14 protein-coding genes and 3 tRNA genes are annotated in these 15,336 nt (G+C 75.1%); 10 read left to right on the top strand and 7 right to left on the bottom strand.

The features are described 5' to 3' along the window. Positions 1 to 175 precede the first annotated feature (175 nt). Positions 176 to 1,060, top strand: a complete 885-nt coding sequence (gene htpX, locus AC6CH9_RS08175) for a zinc metalloprotease HtpX (RefSeq protein ID WP_498154415.1) — start codon at positions 176 to 178, stop codon at positions 1,058 to 1,060. A gap of 53 nt (positions 1,061 to 1,113) precedes the next feature. Here htpX and AC6CH9_RS08170 read toward each other — a convergent pair whose 3' ends face one another. The 4 genes from AC6CH9_RS08170 to rarD are packed head-to-tail and all read right to left on the bottom strand — an operon-like array spanning position 1,114 to position 5,565. Next, on the bottom strand, positions 1,114 to 2,967 hold the full coding sequence (locus AC6CH9_RS08170; RefSeq protein ID WP_498154414.1) for a hypothetical protein: 1,854 nt from the start codon (positions 2,965 to 2,967) through the stop codon (positions 1,114 to 1,116). A 37-nt stretch (positions 2,968 to 3,004) separates the two neighbouring features. After that, the gene (locus tag AC6CH9_RS08165) at positions 3,005 to 3,973 is read right to left on the bottom strand and encodes an HAD family hydrolase (protein WP_498154441.1); all 969 of its coding nucleotides are present in this window, start codon (positions 3,971 to 3,973) and stop codon (positions 3,005 to 3,007) included. Positions 3,974 to 3,987: 14 nt separating this feature from the next. Beyond that, a complete protein-coding gene (locus AC6CH9_RS08160; protein WP_064317053.1) occupies positions 3,988 to 4,482 on the bottom strand; it encodes a YajQ family cyclic di-GMP-binding protein in 495 nt (164 codons plus the stop codon). A 57-nt stretch (positions 4,483 to 4,539) separates the two neighbouring features. Continuing rightward, the gene (gene rarD, locus AC6CH9_RS08155) at positions 4,540 to 5,565 is read right to left on the bottom strand and encodes an EamA family transporter RarD (protein ID WP_498154413.1); all 1,026 of its coding nucleotides are present in this window, start codon (positions 5,563 to 5,565) and stop codon (positions 4,540 to 4,542) included. A 141-nt stretch (positions 5,566 to 5,706) separates the two neighbouring features. On the opposite strand from rarD, the gene AC6CH9_RS08150 reads away from it, so the two are divergent. The 6 genes from AC6CH9_RS08150 (at position 5,707) to AC6CH9_RS08125 (ending at position 7,420) form a co-directional block, all read left to right on the top strand. Next, positions 5,707 to 5,788 (top strand) — tRNA-Tyr (locus AC6CH9_RS08150). A gap of 242 nt (positions 5,789 to 6,030) precedes the next feature. Further along, positions 6,031 to 6,103 (top strand) — tRNA-Thr (locus tag AC6CH9_RS08145). A gap of 62 nt (positions 6,104 to 6,165) precedes the next feature. After that, a tRNA-Met gene (locus AC6CH9_RS08140) sits at positions 6,166 to 6,242 on the top strand. Between the two features lie 86 nt (positions 6,243 to 6,328). Further along, on the top strand, positions 6,329 to 6,499 hold the full coding sequence (rpmG, locus tag AC6CH9_RS08135; RefSeq protein WP_021482899.1) for a 50S ribosomal protein L33: 171 nt from the start codon (positions 6,329 to 6,331) through the stop codon (positions 6,497 to 6,499). A 28-nt stretch (positions 6,500 to 6,527) separates the two neighbouring features. Further along, complete coding sequence (locus AC6CH9_RS08130) at positions 6,528 to 6,989, top strand: FAS1-like dehydratase domain-containing protein (RefSeq protein ID WP_389279029.1); 462 nt, start codon at positions 6,528 to 6,530, stop codon at positions 6,987 to 6,989. Then, positions 6,986 to 7,420, top strand: coding sequence for a MaoC family dehydratase (locus AC6CH9_RS08125; RefSeq protein ID WP_498154412.1), 435 nt, complete (start codon positions 6,986 to 6,988; stop codon positions 7,418 to 7,420). Before AC6CH9_RS08130 ends, AC6CH9_RS08125 begins: the two co-directional genes overlap by 4 nt. An 89-nt stretch (positions 7,421 to 7,509) precedes the next feature. On the opposite strand, the gene AC6CH9_RS08120 is transcribed toward AC6CH9_RS08125, so the two are convergent. Then, entirely contained in the window at positions 7,510 to 8,541 is a 1,032-nt protein-coding gene (locus AC6CH9_RS08120; RefSeq protein ID WP_498154411.1) for a hypothetical protein, read from the bottom strand. Further along, positions 8,538 to 9,191 carry a SigE family RNA polymerase sigma factor gene (locus AC6CH9_RS08115; protein WP_498154410.1) on the bottom strand — a complete coding sequence of 218 codons (654 nt, stop codon included), beginning with the start codon at positions 9,189 to 9,191 and terminating at the stop codon, positions 8,538 to 8,540. The genes AC6CH9_RS08120 and AC6CH9_RS08115 overlap by 4 nt, the downstream gene beginning before the upstream one ends. Positions 9,192 to 9,352: 161 nt before the next feature. Between AC6CH9_RS08115 and AC6CH9_RS08110 the strand changes: the two genes are divergently transcribed. Then, positions 9,353 to 10,888, top strand: coding sequence for a Tat pathway signal sequence domain protein (locus tag AC6CH9_RS08110; RefSeq protein ID WP_498154409.1), 1,536 nt, complete (start codon positions 9,353 to 9,355; stop codon positions 10,886 to 10,888). Positions 10,889 to 10,908: 20 nt separating this feature from the next. Here the strand turns inward: AC6CH9_RS08110 and AC6CH9_RS08105 are convergent, their stop codons facing one another. Next, a complete protein-coding gene (locus tag AC6CH9_RS08105; RefSeq protein WP_498154408.1) occupies positions 10,909 to 12,048 on the bottom strand; it encodes a LacI family DNA-binding transcriptional regulator in 1,140 nt (379 codons plus the stop codon). Between the two features lie 72 nt (positions 12,049 to 12,120). Here AC6CH9_RS08105 and AC6CH9_RS08100 point away from each other — a divergent pair, with 72 nt between their 5' ends. Both AC6CH9_RS08100 and AC6CH9_RS08095 read left to right on the top strand, forming a co-directional pair. Next, positions 12,121 to 13,785 (top strand): MFS transporter, encoded by a 1,665-nt coding sequence (locus AC6CH9_RS08100; protein WP_498154407.1) that lies wholly within the window; start codon positions 12,121 to 12,123, stop codon positions 13,783 to 13,785. Continuing rightward, positions 13,782 to 15,089 carry an MFS transporter gene (locus tag AC6CH9_RS08095; protein ID WP_498154406.1) on the top strand — a complete coding sequence of 436 codons (1,308 nt, stop codon included), beginning with the start codon at positions 13,782 to 13,784 and terminating at the stop codon, positions 15,087 to 15,089. The genes AC6CH9_RS08100 and AC6CH9_RS08095 overlap by 4 nt, the downstream gene beginning before the upstream one ends. The last annotated feature ends 247 nt before the right edge of the window (positions 15,090 to 15,336 follow it).

Raw genomic sequence — 15,336 nt, 5'->3', positions numbered from 1 at the left:
TGAGCACCTGAGCCACGTCCGACGGCGCCCCACCCTCCGCGGGTGGGGCGCCGTCGTCGTCCCCGGGAACGGGACGGTCGCCTCGGGCGTTCATCAGGTGGGCGCCGACGGGGTCGGCGCCCGTCGGGCGCCCGGTGGACCACGCGGGTGCCCGCGGCGCGGAAGGGAGCACAGCGTGGGGCGTCAGCACTTCAACGGTCTCAAGACGGCCGGCCTGTTCGGCGTCATGTGGGCCATCGTCCTGGGTCTCTGGGCGCTGTTCGGCGCCCGGGCGAACCTGCTGTGGCTGTTCGTCGGCATCGGCCTCGTGACGACGTTCTACGGGTACTGGAACTCGGACAAGATCGCGATCCGCGCGATGCACGCGCGCCCCGTGAGCGAGCTCGAGCAGCCCGCCATGTACCGGATCGTGCGCGAGCTCTCGACCGAGGCGCGCCAGCCGATGCCCCGCCTCTACGTCTCGCCGACGCAGGCGCCCAACGCGTTCGCGACGGGCCGCAACCCCAAGAACGCGGCCGTGTGCTGCACGGAGGGCATCCTGCGCCTCCTCGACGAGCGCGAGCTGCGCGGGGTGCTCGGGCACGAGCTCATGCACGTGTACAACCGCGACATCCTCACGTCGTCGGTCGCGGGCGCGCTCGCGGGCGTCATCACGTCGCTCGCGCAGTTCCTGCTGATCTTCGGCGGCGACCGCGACCGCGGCGGCAACCCGCTCGCGGCGATCGCGATGGTCGTCCTCGCGCCCGTCGCGGCGATGCTCATCCAGCTCGCCATCTCCCGCACGCGCGAGTACGACGCCGACGAGGACGGCGCCAAGCTCACCGGCGACCCGCTCGCGCTCGCGTCCGCGCTGCGCAAGCTCGACGCCGGCACGCAGCGGGCCCCGCTCCCGCAGAACCGCGACCTCGTGGACGTCTCCCACCTCATGATCGCCAACCCGTTCCGCGGCGCGGGCGTCGGCAAGATGTTCGCGACCCACCCCCCGATGGCGGAGCGCATCAAGCGGCTCGAGGCGATGGCCGGCCACGGCCCGGGCTACGGCGGCATCACCTACCACTGACCGGCGCTGCACCGGCTCCGACGCCCGCACCGTCGGCGCGGCGCGTGCCCGGATCAGGCACCGAGGACGACACCGGCGACGAGCGTCAGCCCTCCGAGGACGGCGACGACGGCGTCACGGCTCGGTCGGCGCCGGGACTCGGTGCCCGTCGAGGTCGAGACCGCGCGCGCTGCCAGGAGGGTGTCCCGTGCGACGAGCGGGTCGACCACCCCGCGCAGGTACCCGCCGAGCGGGCATTCGCTGATCACGAGCGCCTCCTCGGCGTCCAGCATCGACGGCGCGAGACGCACGACGAGCGCTCCCTGGCGGGCGCTCACGCTCGTCACGCGCGACCAGGGCACGAACGTGTCCCGCAGAGGACCGCGGACGACGAGCGCGACCGCCGTCGTGGACAGCGCGGGGTGCGCGGCGGACGACCACGCGTGCAGCGCCCCGCCGACACCCACCGACCCGGCCAGCGCGGCGAACCACGAGGCCTCGGGTGCGGCCCACAGCGCGAAGGCCAGCACCACGGGGAGGGCGGCCCACGGACCGACCACCCCGGTGGAGCGCGCGAGCGACGCCCATCGGCCGGGCCGTGCGTCCTGTGGCGGGAGCGCGTCTGCGGCCAGGTCGTCCCCGTCGGCCGTGCTCAGGCTGCTCTCCGAGAGGGGCGCGTGACGGCGCGCCCGGGGTGGGGCCGACACCTCCGTGTCGGTGACGTACCAGCGGTCGTCGGGCCCGCGGACGGCGACGGGCCAGCCGTCCGCGCGGAGCCCGACGACGAGCAGCCGGGTGCCGTGCCAGGTCGGCGGGGACCCCTCCCACGAGGGCTCGTCGCGGGACTCGTCGCCCGTGCCCTCCTCGGCGCGCGCCCGGGCCACGAGCTCGTCGTCGGACAGCACGCTCACGTCCCGGTCGAGGTGGTCGTCGTCGTGCCAGGCCTCCTCCGGAGGCTCCGACAGCAGCAGGAGGTCCCGCGCGACGGCGATCGGTGCGGCGTGCACCGAGGGCAGGATCAGCGCGCCGTGCTCGTGCCACGTCGCGTACGCCGTCGTCGCAGGGCCGCCGTGGAGCAGCAGCCGGCGCACGCGCCGACGCCGGGCCGCCTCGTGCGCCAGGAGCGCGGTGCCCGTCAGAGCCCCGGCGCCGGCGGGGAGGAGGAGGAGCGACGGGTCGGCGACGTCGTCGACGAGCTCGGCCCGGCCGCTGCCGTCGTACCGCACCCCGACGACGTCACCGACCTCGACGGACGCGAGCTCGAGCGGGACGTCGAACCGCAGCCCGTCGACCTCGACGACCGCGTCCAGGCCGTCCTCCTCGACCACCGTCCCGGGCGCCTCGAGCGCCCCGCTGCGGAACGCGTGCGCCGCGGCGAGGTCCCGCGCGAACCACGCGCCGCACACGACGGCCGCGACGAGGCAGGCGACCGCCGCCACCGTCCGGCCTCCGCGCCACCGCGCGGCGTAGGCGCGCGCCTCGGGCAGCCCGTCCGGCACCACGGGTCCCGCGGAACCTCCCCACGTGGCGGACGCCTCCCGCTGCCGGACGCGGGCCCGCGACTGCGAGAGCGCGAGGAGCGCCAGGACCGCGGCGCCGCCCAGGGCCGTGGCCGCGGCGGGCAGCGGGGTACCGACGGCCGCGACGGCCGTCACCACGGCGCCGGCCCACATGCCGACGCGCGGGCAGAGCCACACGAGGAGGAGTGCGCCGACCGCGACGCCCGCCAGCAGGCCGGTCGACCAGTACTCCGGGTCCGCCGCCTCCTCGGCCGTGAGCACGTCCGGGTCGGCGGACAGGACGATGCTCAGCGCGACGTACGCCGTCCACGTCGCGACGAGTACCACGGTGCCCGTCGCGGAGAGGGCGCGCCGTGAGGGACGGCGACCCCACGCGGTCAGGTCCGCCTCGGCCAGGGGAGGATGCACGTCGGGAGGTGTAGGGGCTGGGGCGCGGTGGCCGCGCTCAGCCGCGCGTCGACGTCCTCCCGGGCTCCCGGTGCAGGGACTCGACGGCGTCGAGCAGCACCCGTGCGACGCCGTCGTCGTCGTTCGAGGCCGTGCGGTCGGTCGCCGCCGCGAGCACGTCGGGGTGCGCGTTCGCGACGGCGAACGAGCGCCCCGCCCAGCGCAGCATGGGCAGGTCGTTGGGCATGTCGCCGAACGCCCAGACGTCGCGCGGTTCGACGCCGAGGCGCGCGCACCAGCGCGCGAGCGCGGCGTCCTTGGTGACCGTGGGGGCGAGCAGCTCGGCGAGCCCCGCCGCGCCGGAGTAGGCGAGGTGGGCCCGGTCGCCGACGGCGTCGCGCACGCGTGCGAAGAACGACTCCTGCGCCGTCGTCTGCCCGTCCGCGACGACGACGGGCTGCGTCGCTGGGGCGTCCTCGACCGGCGCCCCGGGGTCCCGCGCGAGGATCTTGCCGACCGGCTGTCGCGCCGCGTCGTCCGGCACGGCGCCGTGACCGAGCGTCGACTCGACCACGGCGACGACGTCGGCGTCGTCGTCCGGGGTGGAGCGGAAGCCCGGGTCGAACGTCGGCCCGTCGACGCGCTCGAACGCGAGCGCGACGCCCGGCACCGCGGCACGCAGGTCGGCGACCAGCGCCGAGGCCTGGTCCGCGGTGAAGCCGCACACGTCGAGCGCGCTCGCGGTGGCCAGGTCCCACACGGCCGCGCCGCCGAGGCAGATCACGTGCCCGTGGCCGCCCACCACGTCCGCGAGCTGGTCGAGCCAGCGCGGCGGTCGCGCGGTGACGAACACCACCTCGACCCCGGTGTCCTCGGCGGCTCGCAGCGCGGCGCGCGTGCGCTCCGAGACGGTCCCGTCGGACCGCAGGAGCGTGCCGTCGAGGTCGGTCGCGACGACGCGCGGGAGCGCGCTCGACGACGCGGCAGGACGGCCCGGCGCGACCGGGCGCGGGCCGCCGTCGGGCAGGGCCACGGCGGGGGTTACCGGTAGTTGGTGAACTGCAGCGCGACGTCGAGGTCGGCGCTCTTGAGCAGCGCGATGACGGTCTGGAGGTCGTCGCGCGACTTGCTCGTCACCCGGACCTCGTCGCCCGTGATCTGCGTCTTGACGGCCTTGGGCGCCTCGTCACGGATGATCTTGGTGATCTTCTTCGCGTTCTCGCTCGACAGGCCCTCCTTGAGGGTGGCCGCGAGGCGGTACTCCTTGCCCGACGCCTTGGGCTCCTTGTCACCCGTGTCGAGCGACTTCAGCGAGATGCCGCGCTTGACGAGCTTGGTCTCGAGGACGTCGAGGATGGCGAGCACGCGCTCGGCCGAGTTCGCGACCATGAGGATGCTCTCGCCGCTCCACGCGATCGAGGCGCCGACGTTGCGGAAGTCGTAGCGCTGCGCGACCTCCTTGGCCGCCTGGTTGAGCGCGTTGTCGACCTCCTGGCGGTCGACCTTGCTGACGATGTCGAACGAGGAGTCGGCCATGGGTAGGTCCTCTCTGGGCCGGGAAGGGGTGCTGGGTCCCACCGTAGTCGAGCGGGCTCAGGGACGGCTCGCGAGGCGCGTCGCGCGGGCCGCGCGCAGCCCGTCGACCGAGAGCACGACGAGCGCGAGCCAGACGAGCCCGAAGCCGGCCCAGCGGGTCGGCGACATGGGCTCGTGGAAGACGAGGAGGCCGAAGAGGAACTGGAGCGCGGGGCCGAGGTACTGGAGCAGGCCGACGACGCTCAGCGGGAGGCGCCGCGCGGCGGCGCTGAACAGGAGCAGCGGCAGGGCCGTGACGATCCCGGCGGACGCCAGCAGGAGCGCGTGGCCGACGCCCTCGGCGCCGAACGTGCCGACTCCCGTGGCGGCGAGCCACACCAGGTACGCGAGGGCCAGCGGCGTGAGCACGGCGGTCTCCACGGCGAGGCCGGGGAGCGCCTCGACCGTGCGCCCGACGCGGTTCTTCACGAGGCCGTACAGGCCGAACGACGCCGCGAGGACGAGCGCGATCCACGGCAGGCCGCCCGAGCCCGTGCTGATGACGACGACGGCGGCGGCGCCGATCCCGACGGCCGCCCACTGCGCGGGGCGCAGCCGCTCGCGCAGCACGGCCACGGCGAGCAGGACCGTGACGAGGGGGTTGATGAAGTACCCGAGCGCGGCGTCGAGCACGTGACCGCTGAGCACGCCGTACACGTACACGGTCCAGTTGGTGACGATGAGGACGGCCGCCACGGCGAGGACGCCGAGCGTGCGCGGGGTGCGCAGCGCGGTGACGAACCCGCCGAGCTGGCGCGTCGCGGCGAGGAGCACGAGGCAGAAGAGCAGGCTCCACACGACGCGGTGCGCGATGATCTCGAGCGGCGCCGCCGGTTCCAGGAGCGGGAAGTAGAGGGGCATCGCGCCCCACAGGAAGAACGCTCCGGCACCGAGCAGCAGCCCCCAGCGGTCGGTCGGGGCGGGTGCGCCGCGCGGGCTGCCCGACGGCGCAGCCGGGGCGGGCGAGGACGGTGCGTCGGTGGGCGCGGGGCCGGGGTTCCCGGTGCCGGGGAGGTGGTCCGGCGCGGGGGAGGGGTGGGTCACCGGACCACTGTACGGAGGGACGCGCGGACGGTCGTCGGGACCTGGATTTCGCACCTGGTCCGGCGGGGTTGTATCGTTGGCTCGCCCGCACGGCAGGGGCTGCACCCCGTGCAGTCCGTCCGGCGAGCGACAACTCCACACGGCAGGTTGCCCGAGCGGCCAAAGGGATCTGACTGTAAATCAGACGGCTCAGCCTTCGGGGGTTCGAATCCCTCACCTGCCACCGGAGCGACGGGGCGTCACCTGCGGGTGGCGCCCCGTCGTCGTCTGCCCCGGAGCCCGGAGCCCGGAGCCCGGAGCCCGGAGCCCGGCGCCCGGCGCTCGTCACGAGGTCTCCCGGCGCACGGCGCGGCCCGTGCCGTCGGGCGGTGCGCGACCCGGCGTGGGCGGTGCCGAAGGGCTCAGGAACGGCGGAACGGCGCCGATTTCGTTCGACGCCGTGTTCCGTGTAGAGTTTTCCGCGCTGCCCCGATAGCTCAGTCGGCAGAGCGTCTCCATGGTAAGGAGAAGGTCAAGGGTTCGATTCCCTTTCGGGGCTCTGTGGTGACGCGGGGTCGTCTTGCTGGAATACTGGCGAGACGGCCTCGCGTTCAGTCACGCGGCGGGGTAGCTCAGATGGTTAGAGCGCACGACTCATAATCGTGAGGTCGCGGGTTCGATCCCCGCCTCCGCTACCACTTTCGACAACCTCGTACGGCGGCCGGCGTCGTGCGACCTGCACAGCACATGCGCCCTCCGGAGGCGCGAGAGGTGGCTCACAACCGTGGCAAGCAAGAGCGCTGACGTTCGCCCCAAGATCACGCTGGCCTGCGTGGACTGCAAGGAGCGCAACTACATCACGAAGAAGAACCGTCGCAACGACCCGGACCGCCTGGAGCTCGCGAAGTTCTGCCCGCGCTGCGGCAAGCACACCGCGCACCGCGAGACCCGCTGAGCCTCCGGCTCCGCGCCCGCGCACCGCAGTGAGCGTCAACCTGGCCTACGTCGGCCGCGAGTACCCCGCCAACGCGCCGTACTCGGTGGGACGCGAGAAGCTGCGGGAGTTCTCCGGCGCCGTCGGCGCCACCCACCCCGTGCACCACGACCTCGTGGCTGCGCGGGGTGCGGGCTATCCGGACCTCGTCGCACCTCCGACCTTCGCGGTCGTCGTCGCCCAGCGCGCGGAGGGGCAGCTCATCGAGGACCCCGAGGCGGGCATCGACTTCTCGCGCGTCGTCCACGCCGACGAGCGCTTCACGCACCACCGGCCGATCGTCGCGGGCGACGAGCTCGTGACCGTGCTGCACGTGGACTCGATCGTCGAGCGGGCCGGCCTCGCGATGGTCACCACGCGCTGCGAGATCGCCGCGGTCCTGCCCGACGGAGGCACCGAGCCGGTCTCGACCGTCACCTCCACCCTCGCCGTCCGCGGGGAGGGCGCATGAGCACCGACGTCACCCGCCCCGTCCTCGCGGACCTCTCCGTCGGCGACGTGATCGGGACGCGCACGGTCGAGGTCGACCGCGCACGCCTCGTCCGCTACGCCGGCGCGAGCGGCGACTTCAACCCGATCCACTGGAACGACGCCTTCGCGGCCGAGGTCGGCCTGCCGGGCGTCATCGCGCACGGCATGTTCACCATGGGCGCCGCCGTCGCGTTGATCGAGGACTGGGCCGGCGACCCCGGCGCCGTCGTCGACTACCAGACGCGCTTCACGCGCCCCGTGCCCGTGCCGAACCCCGGCGTCGCGACGCTCGAGGTCACCGGGACCGTCGGCGTGGTCGACGCCGACGCCGGCACGGTCCGCATCGACCTCACGGTCACGTTCGAGGGCGCGCGCGTGCTCGGCAAGACCCAGGCGGTCGTCCGCCTCTGAGCGTGGTCGCCCTGGGCGACCACGCGCTCCTGACGCCACGAGGGCGCCGCACCCGGCCGGGTGCGGCGCCCTCGTCGTCCCGCGGGGACTCAGCAGGTCTTCCAGCAGTCGGGGCCGCCGCTCTCGGGGGGCGGCCCGTCGACCTCCCCCTCGTCGAGGTACGTGGTGCGGTCCACGACGTGCTGGAGCGCAGCGGCACCCTCGTCGCCCGACCCGGTGGTCGGGGCGTCGGCGGTGGGCTCGGAGCCGGACGTGCCGAGGTCGACGTCGAAGGTGAGCTCGAGGAGCCGGTGCTCGGCGGTGTCGTAGACGAGGCGCACGATCCGGTTGCTCTGGTCCTCGCCGACCCACTCGAGGCCCTCCCCGGCGCGACCCTGCGTGTCCTGGACGGTGCCGAGCGGGGTGCTGGCACTCAGCCCGGTCAGCGTCGCCCAGAGCCCGTCGCGCACGGCGGGCGACGTGGGCCCGTTCTGCAGGAGGTTCCACGTCTTCTGGGCGAGTGCGTCCTCGTTCACCGACCCGACCTCCGCCTCGATGCTGTCGCGCAGGAGCGCGTCGAGCGCCGCGGGGTCCGTCGGGAGCGCGGCGAGCGCGTCCCAGCCGAGCCGGACGAACTCGCCGTCGACGACGAGCGACCCGAACGTCGAGCCGGGCGCGGGCTCCACGGACTCGTCCCCCTCGAAGGCTCGGTACGAGTCGCCCTCGGGGTCGCGCGCGGTCCAGTACGTGATGCCCTGCGAGCGCTCCTCGGTCCGTCCGTCGCTGGTCGTCTCCGTGCTCGTCGTCAGGGTCCGGACGCGCCAGTACGGCCCGTCGGCCGGGCCGTTGCCCTGCGGCCTCCCGTCGGTGCCCGGGGCCGCGGCGTCGCCGCCGCTCGCCGGGGCGATCTGCGACGGGTGGGTGGGAGTGGGCTCCGCCCAGTAGGACGCCGCACCCACCCCGCCGGCGACGACCGCGAGCGCGCACAGGCCCGAGACGACGGTGCGGCGCCGTCGTCGCTCGCGACGGGCCGTCGGGAGCACGCGGTCGGTGTCGACGTCGATGCGGGGGGCGAGCGTGTCGACCCGCGCGCGCAGCGCGCGGACGAACGTCTCGTCGTCGGTCGGAAGGGTGCCGGTCATGGCTGCCTCCTGTCGGTCCGGTCGGTGGAGGAGTGGCGCGGCGCGCGGGCGAGCCCCGGCGTGCCGCCCTGTGCGTCGACGGGTTCGGCCGCGCCGAGGACCGCGCGGAGCTGCGCCAGACCCCGGGACGCCGTGGACTTCACGGTGCCGACGGAGACGCCGAGGTCGTCGGCGACCTCCTTCTCGCTCAGCCCGACGAGGTGGCGCAGCACGACGATCCGGCGCTGACGGGCCGTGAGCGCCGCCAGTGCGCGGACGAGGAGGTCCCGCTCGGCGTGCTGGTCGGCCCGGGCGTCGCTCGCTGTCTCGGGGAGGTCGGGCGGGGCGACGAGCACCTCGCGGCGTCGTCGCCGCCACGTGTCGACCCGGAGGTTCGCGAGCGTGCGGCGGGCGTAGGCGTACGGGTCGCGCTCGCGTGCCGTGCGCCAGTGCAGGTACGTGCGGGTCAGGGCCTGCTGGACGAGCTCGTCGGCCAGGTGCTCGTCGCCGCACAGCAGCCACGCGGTGCGCGCGAGCCGGGGGGCGGCGCTCGCCATGAAGTCGCTGAACTCCTGCTCCTGCGACGTGACCACCCGCACCACGGGGAGGAGGGTGTCGGGTGGTGGGCTCTCGTCGGGTTCGTCGTCGGCCGAGAGGGCGATCGCGTTCACGGTCATGACTGTCACACGCGCTCGGGCCCCGGAAGGTTGAGTCTCGAACGGGCGAGCGGCGCGCACGATTCGACATCGTTCGCCACGGCCCGCCCTCTTTCGCCATGGGAACGCTCCCACTACCGTGGGTCGCGCACCTCACGACGTCGAAGGAGACGCTCATGACCCAGCACGGTGGACGACCCGCACCCCACGACCCTCGCGACCACAGCCCTGCGCCCGTGCCCCCGCGGGGGCTCGACCGACGCACCGTCCTCGCGCTCGGCGGGGCGCTCGCGCTCGCCGGGCTCACGGCGACCCCGGCCGCAGCACGTCCGGGCGTGGCCCTGCCCGCGGCGACGGGCGCCGTCGGGCGGACGGCCGGTGGCCCGGCGCGGGGCCGCGCGGCGTCGGTCCAGCGCGCCCACGGCTTCCTCGCCGCGGCGACCGACGCCTACCCCGACGTCAACCCCGGCCCGCGGCTCGCCCAGTCGTACGCCGACCAGCTCGGCCTGTTCTCCACCGCGTTCGTCTACGACAACGCCCTCGCGATCCTCGCGACGCTCACCGCCGGCCGGCGCTACCTCGACCGCGCGCGGGCGCTCGGCGACGGGCTCGTGTTCGCCCTCGAGAACGACCCCGCCCACGACGACGGCCGGCTGCGCCAGGCGTACAACGTCGGGCCGTACACCTTCTACGACGGCACGCCGCAGGAGCACGGGCTCGTGCTGCCGGACGGCACGGCGAACGTCGGGTGGCAGTTCGGCTTCCTCGGGACGGCGGTGGGAGACATGGCCTGGCCGGGCATCGCGCTGCTGCACCTGCACGCGGTGACGCGCGAGCGCCGCTACCTGGACGCCGCCCGGCGGATCGGCGAGTGGATCGTCGCGAACACGTGGTCGCAGGCTCCCCTCGGCGGGTTCTCGTTCGGCGTGGACGGCGCGAACACCCCGATCCCCAACGGCTCGACCGAGCACAACGTCGACTGCGTCGCGTTCTTCCGCCAGCTCGGGTCCGTGACCCGTGACCGCCGCTGGAGCCGTGCCGCCGAGCACGCGCGCGCGTTCGTCGACCGCATGTGGGAGCCCGACGGCAGCTACCTGTACACCGGCACGAACGACGGCACCGAGATCAACCGGGACCCGCTCCCGCTCGACCCGCAGACGTGGGGGTGGCTGGCGCTGCGCGAGCGGCGCTACGCCCGCGCGCTCGACTGGGCGGACGACGCGCTGGCCGCGCGCGACGTCGCGGGCGAGGGGGTGTCGCAGCTCCCCGCGGGCACGGTGGTCGAGGGCGTGACGTTCTCGAGCGCGAGCCTGACGTCGACCGCGTCGTACAACGGGCTGCCGGTGCACCAGCAGGGGGTGTGGCTCGAGGGGACGGCGCAGCTCGCGTCGGCGCTCGCGGACCGCGGGGCACGAGGGCGCGGGAACCGCGACGACCGGCGGCGGGGGCGCCGCGGCTGCGAGCGGGACGACGACCGGGTCCGCGCCGAGGGCCTGCTGCGGGAGGTGCAGGGCGCGCAGGAGGGCGTCGGGGCCGGTCAGACGATCGGCGGCGCCGCCCTGCCGGACCGCGGTGGCGTCGTCGCCGCGTCGAGCCTGCTCGACTCGGGGTTCGGGTTCGGGTACTTCCAGGTGCAGCACGTCGGGGCGACGTCCTGGTATCTCCTGGCGGCCGCGCGGGCGAACCCGCTCCAGCCGGGCCGGCTCGGCTGACCCTGTCCGAGCGGCCGGTGTCAGGCGGTGGGGGCGGGGCCCGTCGTCGTCCCCACCACCAGCTCGACGTCGAGCTCGACCGTCGTCGGGGCGTCGCCCGCGAGCTGCCGGATCACGGCGAGGCCCAGCTCGGAGCCCTTGCGGGCGAGCGGCTGGTGGACGCTCGTGAGGACGTCCGGGGCGAGCCACGGCAGGTCCAGCCCGTCGAACCCGGCGACCGAGACGTCGTCGGGCACGCGCAGGCCGAGCTCGCGCGCGGCGAGCAGCGCACCCGCGGCGAGCAGGTCGGAGTGGGCGATCACGGCGGTCGGGCGCGTCGCGGGGTCGGCGGCCTGAGTCGTCCCGTCCGCGGCGGTGCTGCCCAGCAGGGCGAGCGTGGCGGAGCGGCCGTGCTCGACGAGCGACGCCTCGGTCTCCCAGCTCGCGACGGGTTCGACGACGTCGCGCACGCCCGCGAGCCGGTTGGCCGTCGGCGTGCGGTCCACCTGGGCGAGCCGCCGTGCGTCGATCGGCCCGCTGCGGTCGGAGCTGTCGAGGGGCAGCGAGACCTCCGCGACGCGCGTGTGGCCGAGGTCGACGAGGTGGCGCACGGCGTCGGCCGTCCCGACCCGGTCGCGGATGGCGACCAGCGGGGTGCCCTCGACCGCGCGTCCCTCCCCGATGACCACCGGCACGCCGCGGCGCTGGAGCGCGGCGAGCGTCGCGTCGTCGGACCCGACGCCCCACACGAGGACGGCGACGTCCATGGCTGCGCTCTCGACGAGCGGGTCGACGGCGCGGGCCGGGTCGTCGGACGGGATGCCGGGGATGAGGAGGACGCCGAGGCCGTTCTCGCCGAGCGTCGAGACGAGCCCGTCGAGCACCTGGACGGCGACGGGGTCGCGGAAGGCGCGGCGGAGCTGGTCGCCGACGACCACGCCGACGACGCCCGACCGGCCCGACCGGAGCTGCCGGCCGAGCGGGTTGGGGCCGGTGTACCCGAGCTCCTTCGCGGCGTCGAGCACGCGCGCCCGCGTCTCCGGGGTGATCGGGCCCGCGCCGGAGAAGGCGAGCGACGCCGTCGAGACGGAGACTCCGGCTCGCTCGGCGACCTTCGCGAGCGTGGGGCGGTGGGCCGACGGCCCGGCCGCGGGCTCCCGGTTCCCGGGGGTGTCGCTCATCACGCTCCCTGCCTCCCGCGCGCGCGGGATTCTCGATTGACGCGCGGCCAGCGTACCCGCACACTGGTGACCATGCCTCGAATCGATTCGAAGCGCACTCTCGTCCGTCGGATCGAATCGATTCGAGGAGGTGCTGCGCAGTCGCCGTCCGACCTCCTGTCCGACCCTCGCGCCCTGGCCCGGGCACGCTGGGTCCTCCTCGGCGTGTTCGCGCTCAACGGCGTCATGATGTCGAGCTGGCTCGCGCGCATCCCCTCGGTGCGCGACGCGCTCGGCCTCACCCCCGCGGACCTCGGCGTCGTGCTCCTCGCCGGAGCCGTCGGCGCGCTCCTCACCGTCACCGCCGCCGGCCCCTTCGTCACGCGATTCGGCGGCCGGGTCGCGTTCGGCGTCTCCGCGGTCCTGTTCGGCGTCGCGTTCGTCCTGCTCGGCCTCGGCCCCGCGACGGGCTCCGTCCCCCTGCTCGCGGCGGGCATCTTCGTCAACGGGATGGCGTTCTCGCTCGGCAACGTCCCGATGAACGTCGAGAGCGCGGGCATCGAGCGGCGGGTCGGGCGCACGATCCTGCCCCAGTTCCACGCGGCGTTCTCGATCGGTGCCGTCGTCGGCTCGCTCGTCGGTGCCGCGTGCGCCCACGCGCAGGTGCCGGTCCTCGTCCAGTTCGTCGCGACCGGCGCCGTCGCGACCGTCTGGCGCCTCGCCGCGATCCCCGCGACGGTCCACGACACGCTCCCGTCGCGGGCTCCCGCGACGTCCGAGGCGCCCGCCGCGGCTCCGGCCCCGGTCGAGGCGCTCGGCGACGCGGTCGTCGACGTCGAGACGGCCGGGCTCCGCGCCCGTCTCGCGCGCCGCGGCGCCCGGCTCGGGGCGGCGCTCTCGGCGTGGCGCGAGCCGCGCACGCTGCTCATCGGCCTCGTCATCCTCTCCGCCGCGCTGTCCGAGGGGTCGGCCAACGACTGGCTCTCGCTCGCCGTCGTCGACGGGTTCGCGCAGACCGAGGCCGTCGGCGCCGTCGTGTTCGGCACGTTCGTCGCGGCCATGACGGTCATGCGCCTCGCGGGCACCCGACTCATCGACCGCTTCGGGCGCGTCACCGTGCTCCGCGCCTCGGGCGTCGCGTCGATCGTCGGGCTGCTGCTCTTCGGGTTCGCGCCGACGCTCCAGCTCGCCGGCGTCGGGGTCGTGCTCTGGGGCTTCGGCGCGGCGCTCGCGGTGCCCGTCGGCATCGCCGCCGCGTCCGACGAGCCGCTGCGTGCCGCGAGCCGCGTGTCCGTCGTGTCAGCGTTCGCGTCCATGGCGTCGCTCGCCGCGCCGCCGCTGCTCGGCCTCGCCGCCGAGGCCATGGGCGCGCGTCACGCGCTCGTGCTCATCGTCGCCGCGATGGTCCTCAGCGTCCTCCTCGCGCGCCAGGTCACGCCCCTGCGGACCCCGGCCGCGCTCGCCGCCCGGGCGCCGCGTCCCCCGGTGGGTGCGGACGACGGCGTGCCCCCCGGGGTGGAGGATGGTCCCGAGACCGACGTGGCGGTCGTCGCGGACGCCACCGGCCGGTCGGGCGGTACCGACCAGGACAGCTCGATCGGCGCCGTCCCCGACGAGGCCGTCGACGCGCGACGTCCCCGCCGCTCGCGCCGGCCCCGCGCGACGACCCGCACCGGGACGTCCGCCACCGCCCACCGTGCCTCCGCACGCCGTCCCCGAACCCGCCCGTCGCACCGCCGCGAGGAGACCTCCGCATGACCACCGCCCGCACCGACCGCCGCGTCGTCGCGCTCGCCACCTGGGCCGTCTTCGCGGTCTTCTTCCTCAACGGGTTCAACTTCGCGACCTGGGCGTCGCGGCTGCCCGCGGTCCGTGACTCGCTCGGGTTCACCGAGGCGCAGATGGGACTGCTGCTGCTCTTCATGGCCGTCGGGTCGCTGCTCGCGCTGCCGCTGTCCGGCATGGTCGTCCAGCGGCTCGGCGCCTCGAAGGCCGTCACGCTGTTCGCGGTGACGAACGTCGTCGGCCTCGTCACCGCCGTGACCGGAGTGGCGACGGGGGAGGACGTCGTCGTGCGCGTCGGGCTCTTCCTCGCCGGCATCGGCACCGGCGTCTGGGACGCCGCCATGAACCTCGAGGGCGCCGCCGTCGAGCAGCGGCTCGGCAAGGCGATCATGCCCCGCTTCCATGCCGGCTTCTCGTTCGGCACCATGGCGGGCGCGGGCGTCGGGGCGCTCATGGCCGCCCTGCACGTCCCGGTCCAGGTGCACCTCACGGCCGCCGTCGTGCTGAGCCTCCTCGGCGTCCTGTGGTGCGTGCGGTTCTTCCTGCCGGCCGGGCAGGTGGAGCACGTCGTCGACGCGGCCGAGGACGCCGCCGGGTCCGACCCCGCCGCCGCGGCGGGCAGCGGCGCACCCCTCACCGCGTCGGAGAACGCGCGCGGCGCGCTCAGCGCGTGGACCGAGCCCCGCACCCTCCTCATCGGGCTCGTCGTCCTCGCCGCCGCGCTCACCGAGGGCGCCGCGAACGACTGGGTGAGCCTCGCGGTCGTCGACGGCTTCGAGACGTCCGATGCCATGGGCGCCGTCGGCCTCGCCGTGTTCCTCACGGCCATGACCGGCATGCGCCTGCTCGGCACGGGCCTGCTCGACCGGTACGGTCGCGTCACCGTGCTGCGGCTCGGTGCGGCGCTCGCGCTCGTCGGCCTGCTCCTCTTCACGCTCTCGCCGAGCATCTGGCTCGCGCTGCTCGGTGTGGTCGCGTGGGGCATGGGTGCGGCGCTCGGGTTCCCTGTCGGGATGAGCGCGGCTTCCGACGACCCCGCACGCGCCGCCGTGCGCGTGAGCGTCGTCGCGACCATCGGCTACTCCGCGTTCTTCATGGGCCCGCCGCTCATCGGGTTCCTCGCCGAGCACGTCGGCTACCGCGCCGCGCTCCTGGTGATCGCGGTCCCGGTCGTCGTCGGCCTGCTCGTCGTCGGCGCCACCCGCCCCCTGCCGACCGCGGCCGGCTCCGCAGGCCAGCAGGCCGCCCAGCGCTCGGAGGAGACCCCCAACCGCTGACCCGCACCCACCGCGCGAGGTAGAGCCCTGGTCGCGCGAGGTAGAGCCCTGGTCGCGCGAGGTAGAGCCGTGGTTCTTGTGCTCGACGGCGCGTGGTCGCCCTGGGTGGCCGGGGTGGCACCACCACCCACCCCGCCCGGCGTCGTCTCGCCTCGGTCTACGCGCACCCAGGTGCGACTGCCCGCGGGGTCGGTTTCGTCAGCCCCGTTCCCCTTCGCCGCGTGCGGTCGCCGCACGACACCGCCCC

The organism is Cellulosimicrobium sp. GQ32, assembly GCF_059758455.1.
The sequence above is the reverse complement of the archived record's forward strand: the minus strand, read 5'-3'. Positions and strand labels throughout refer to the sequence as shown.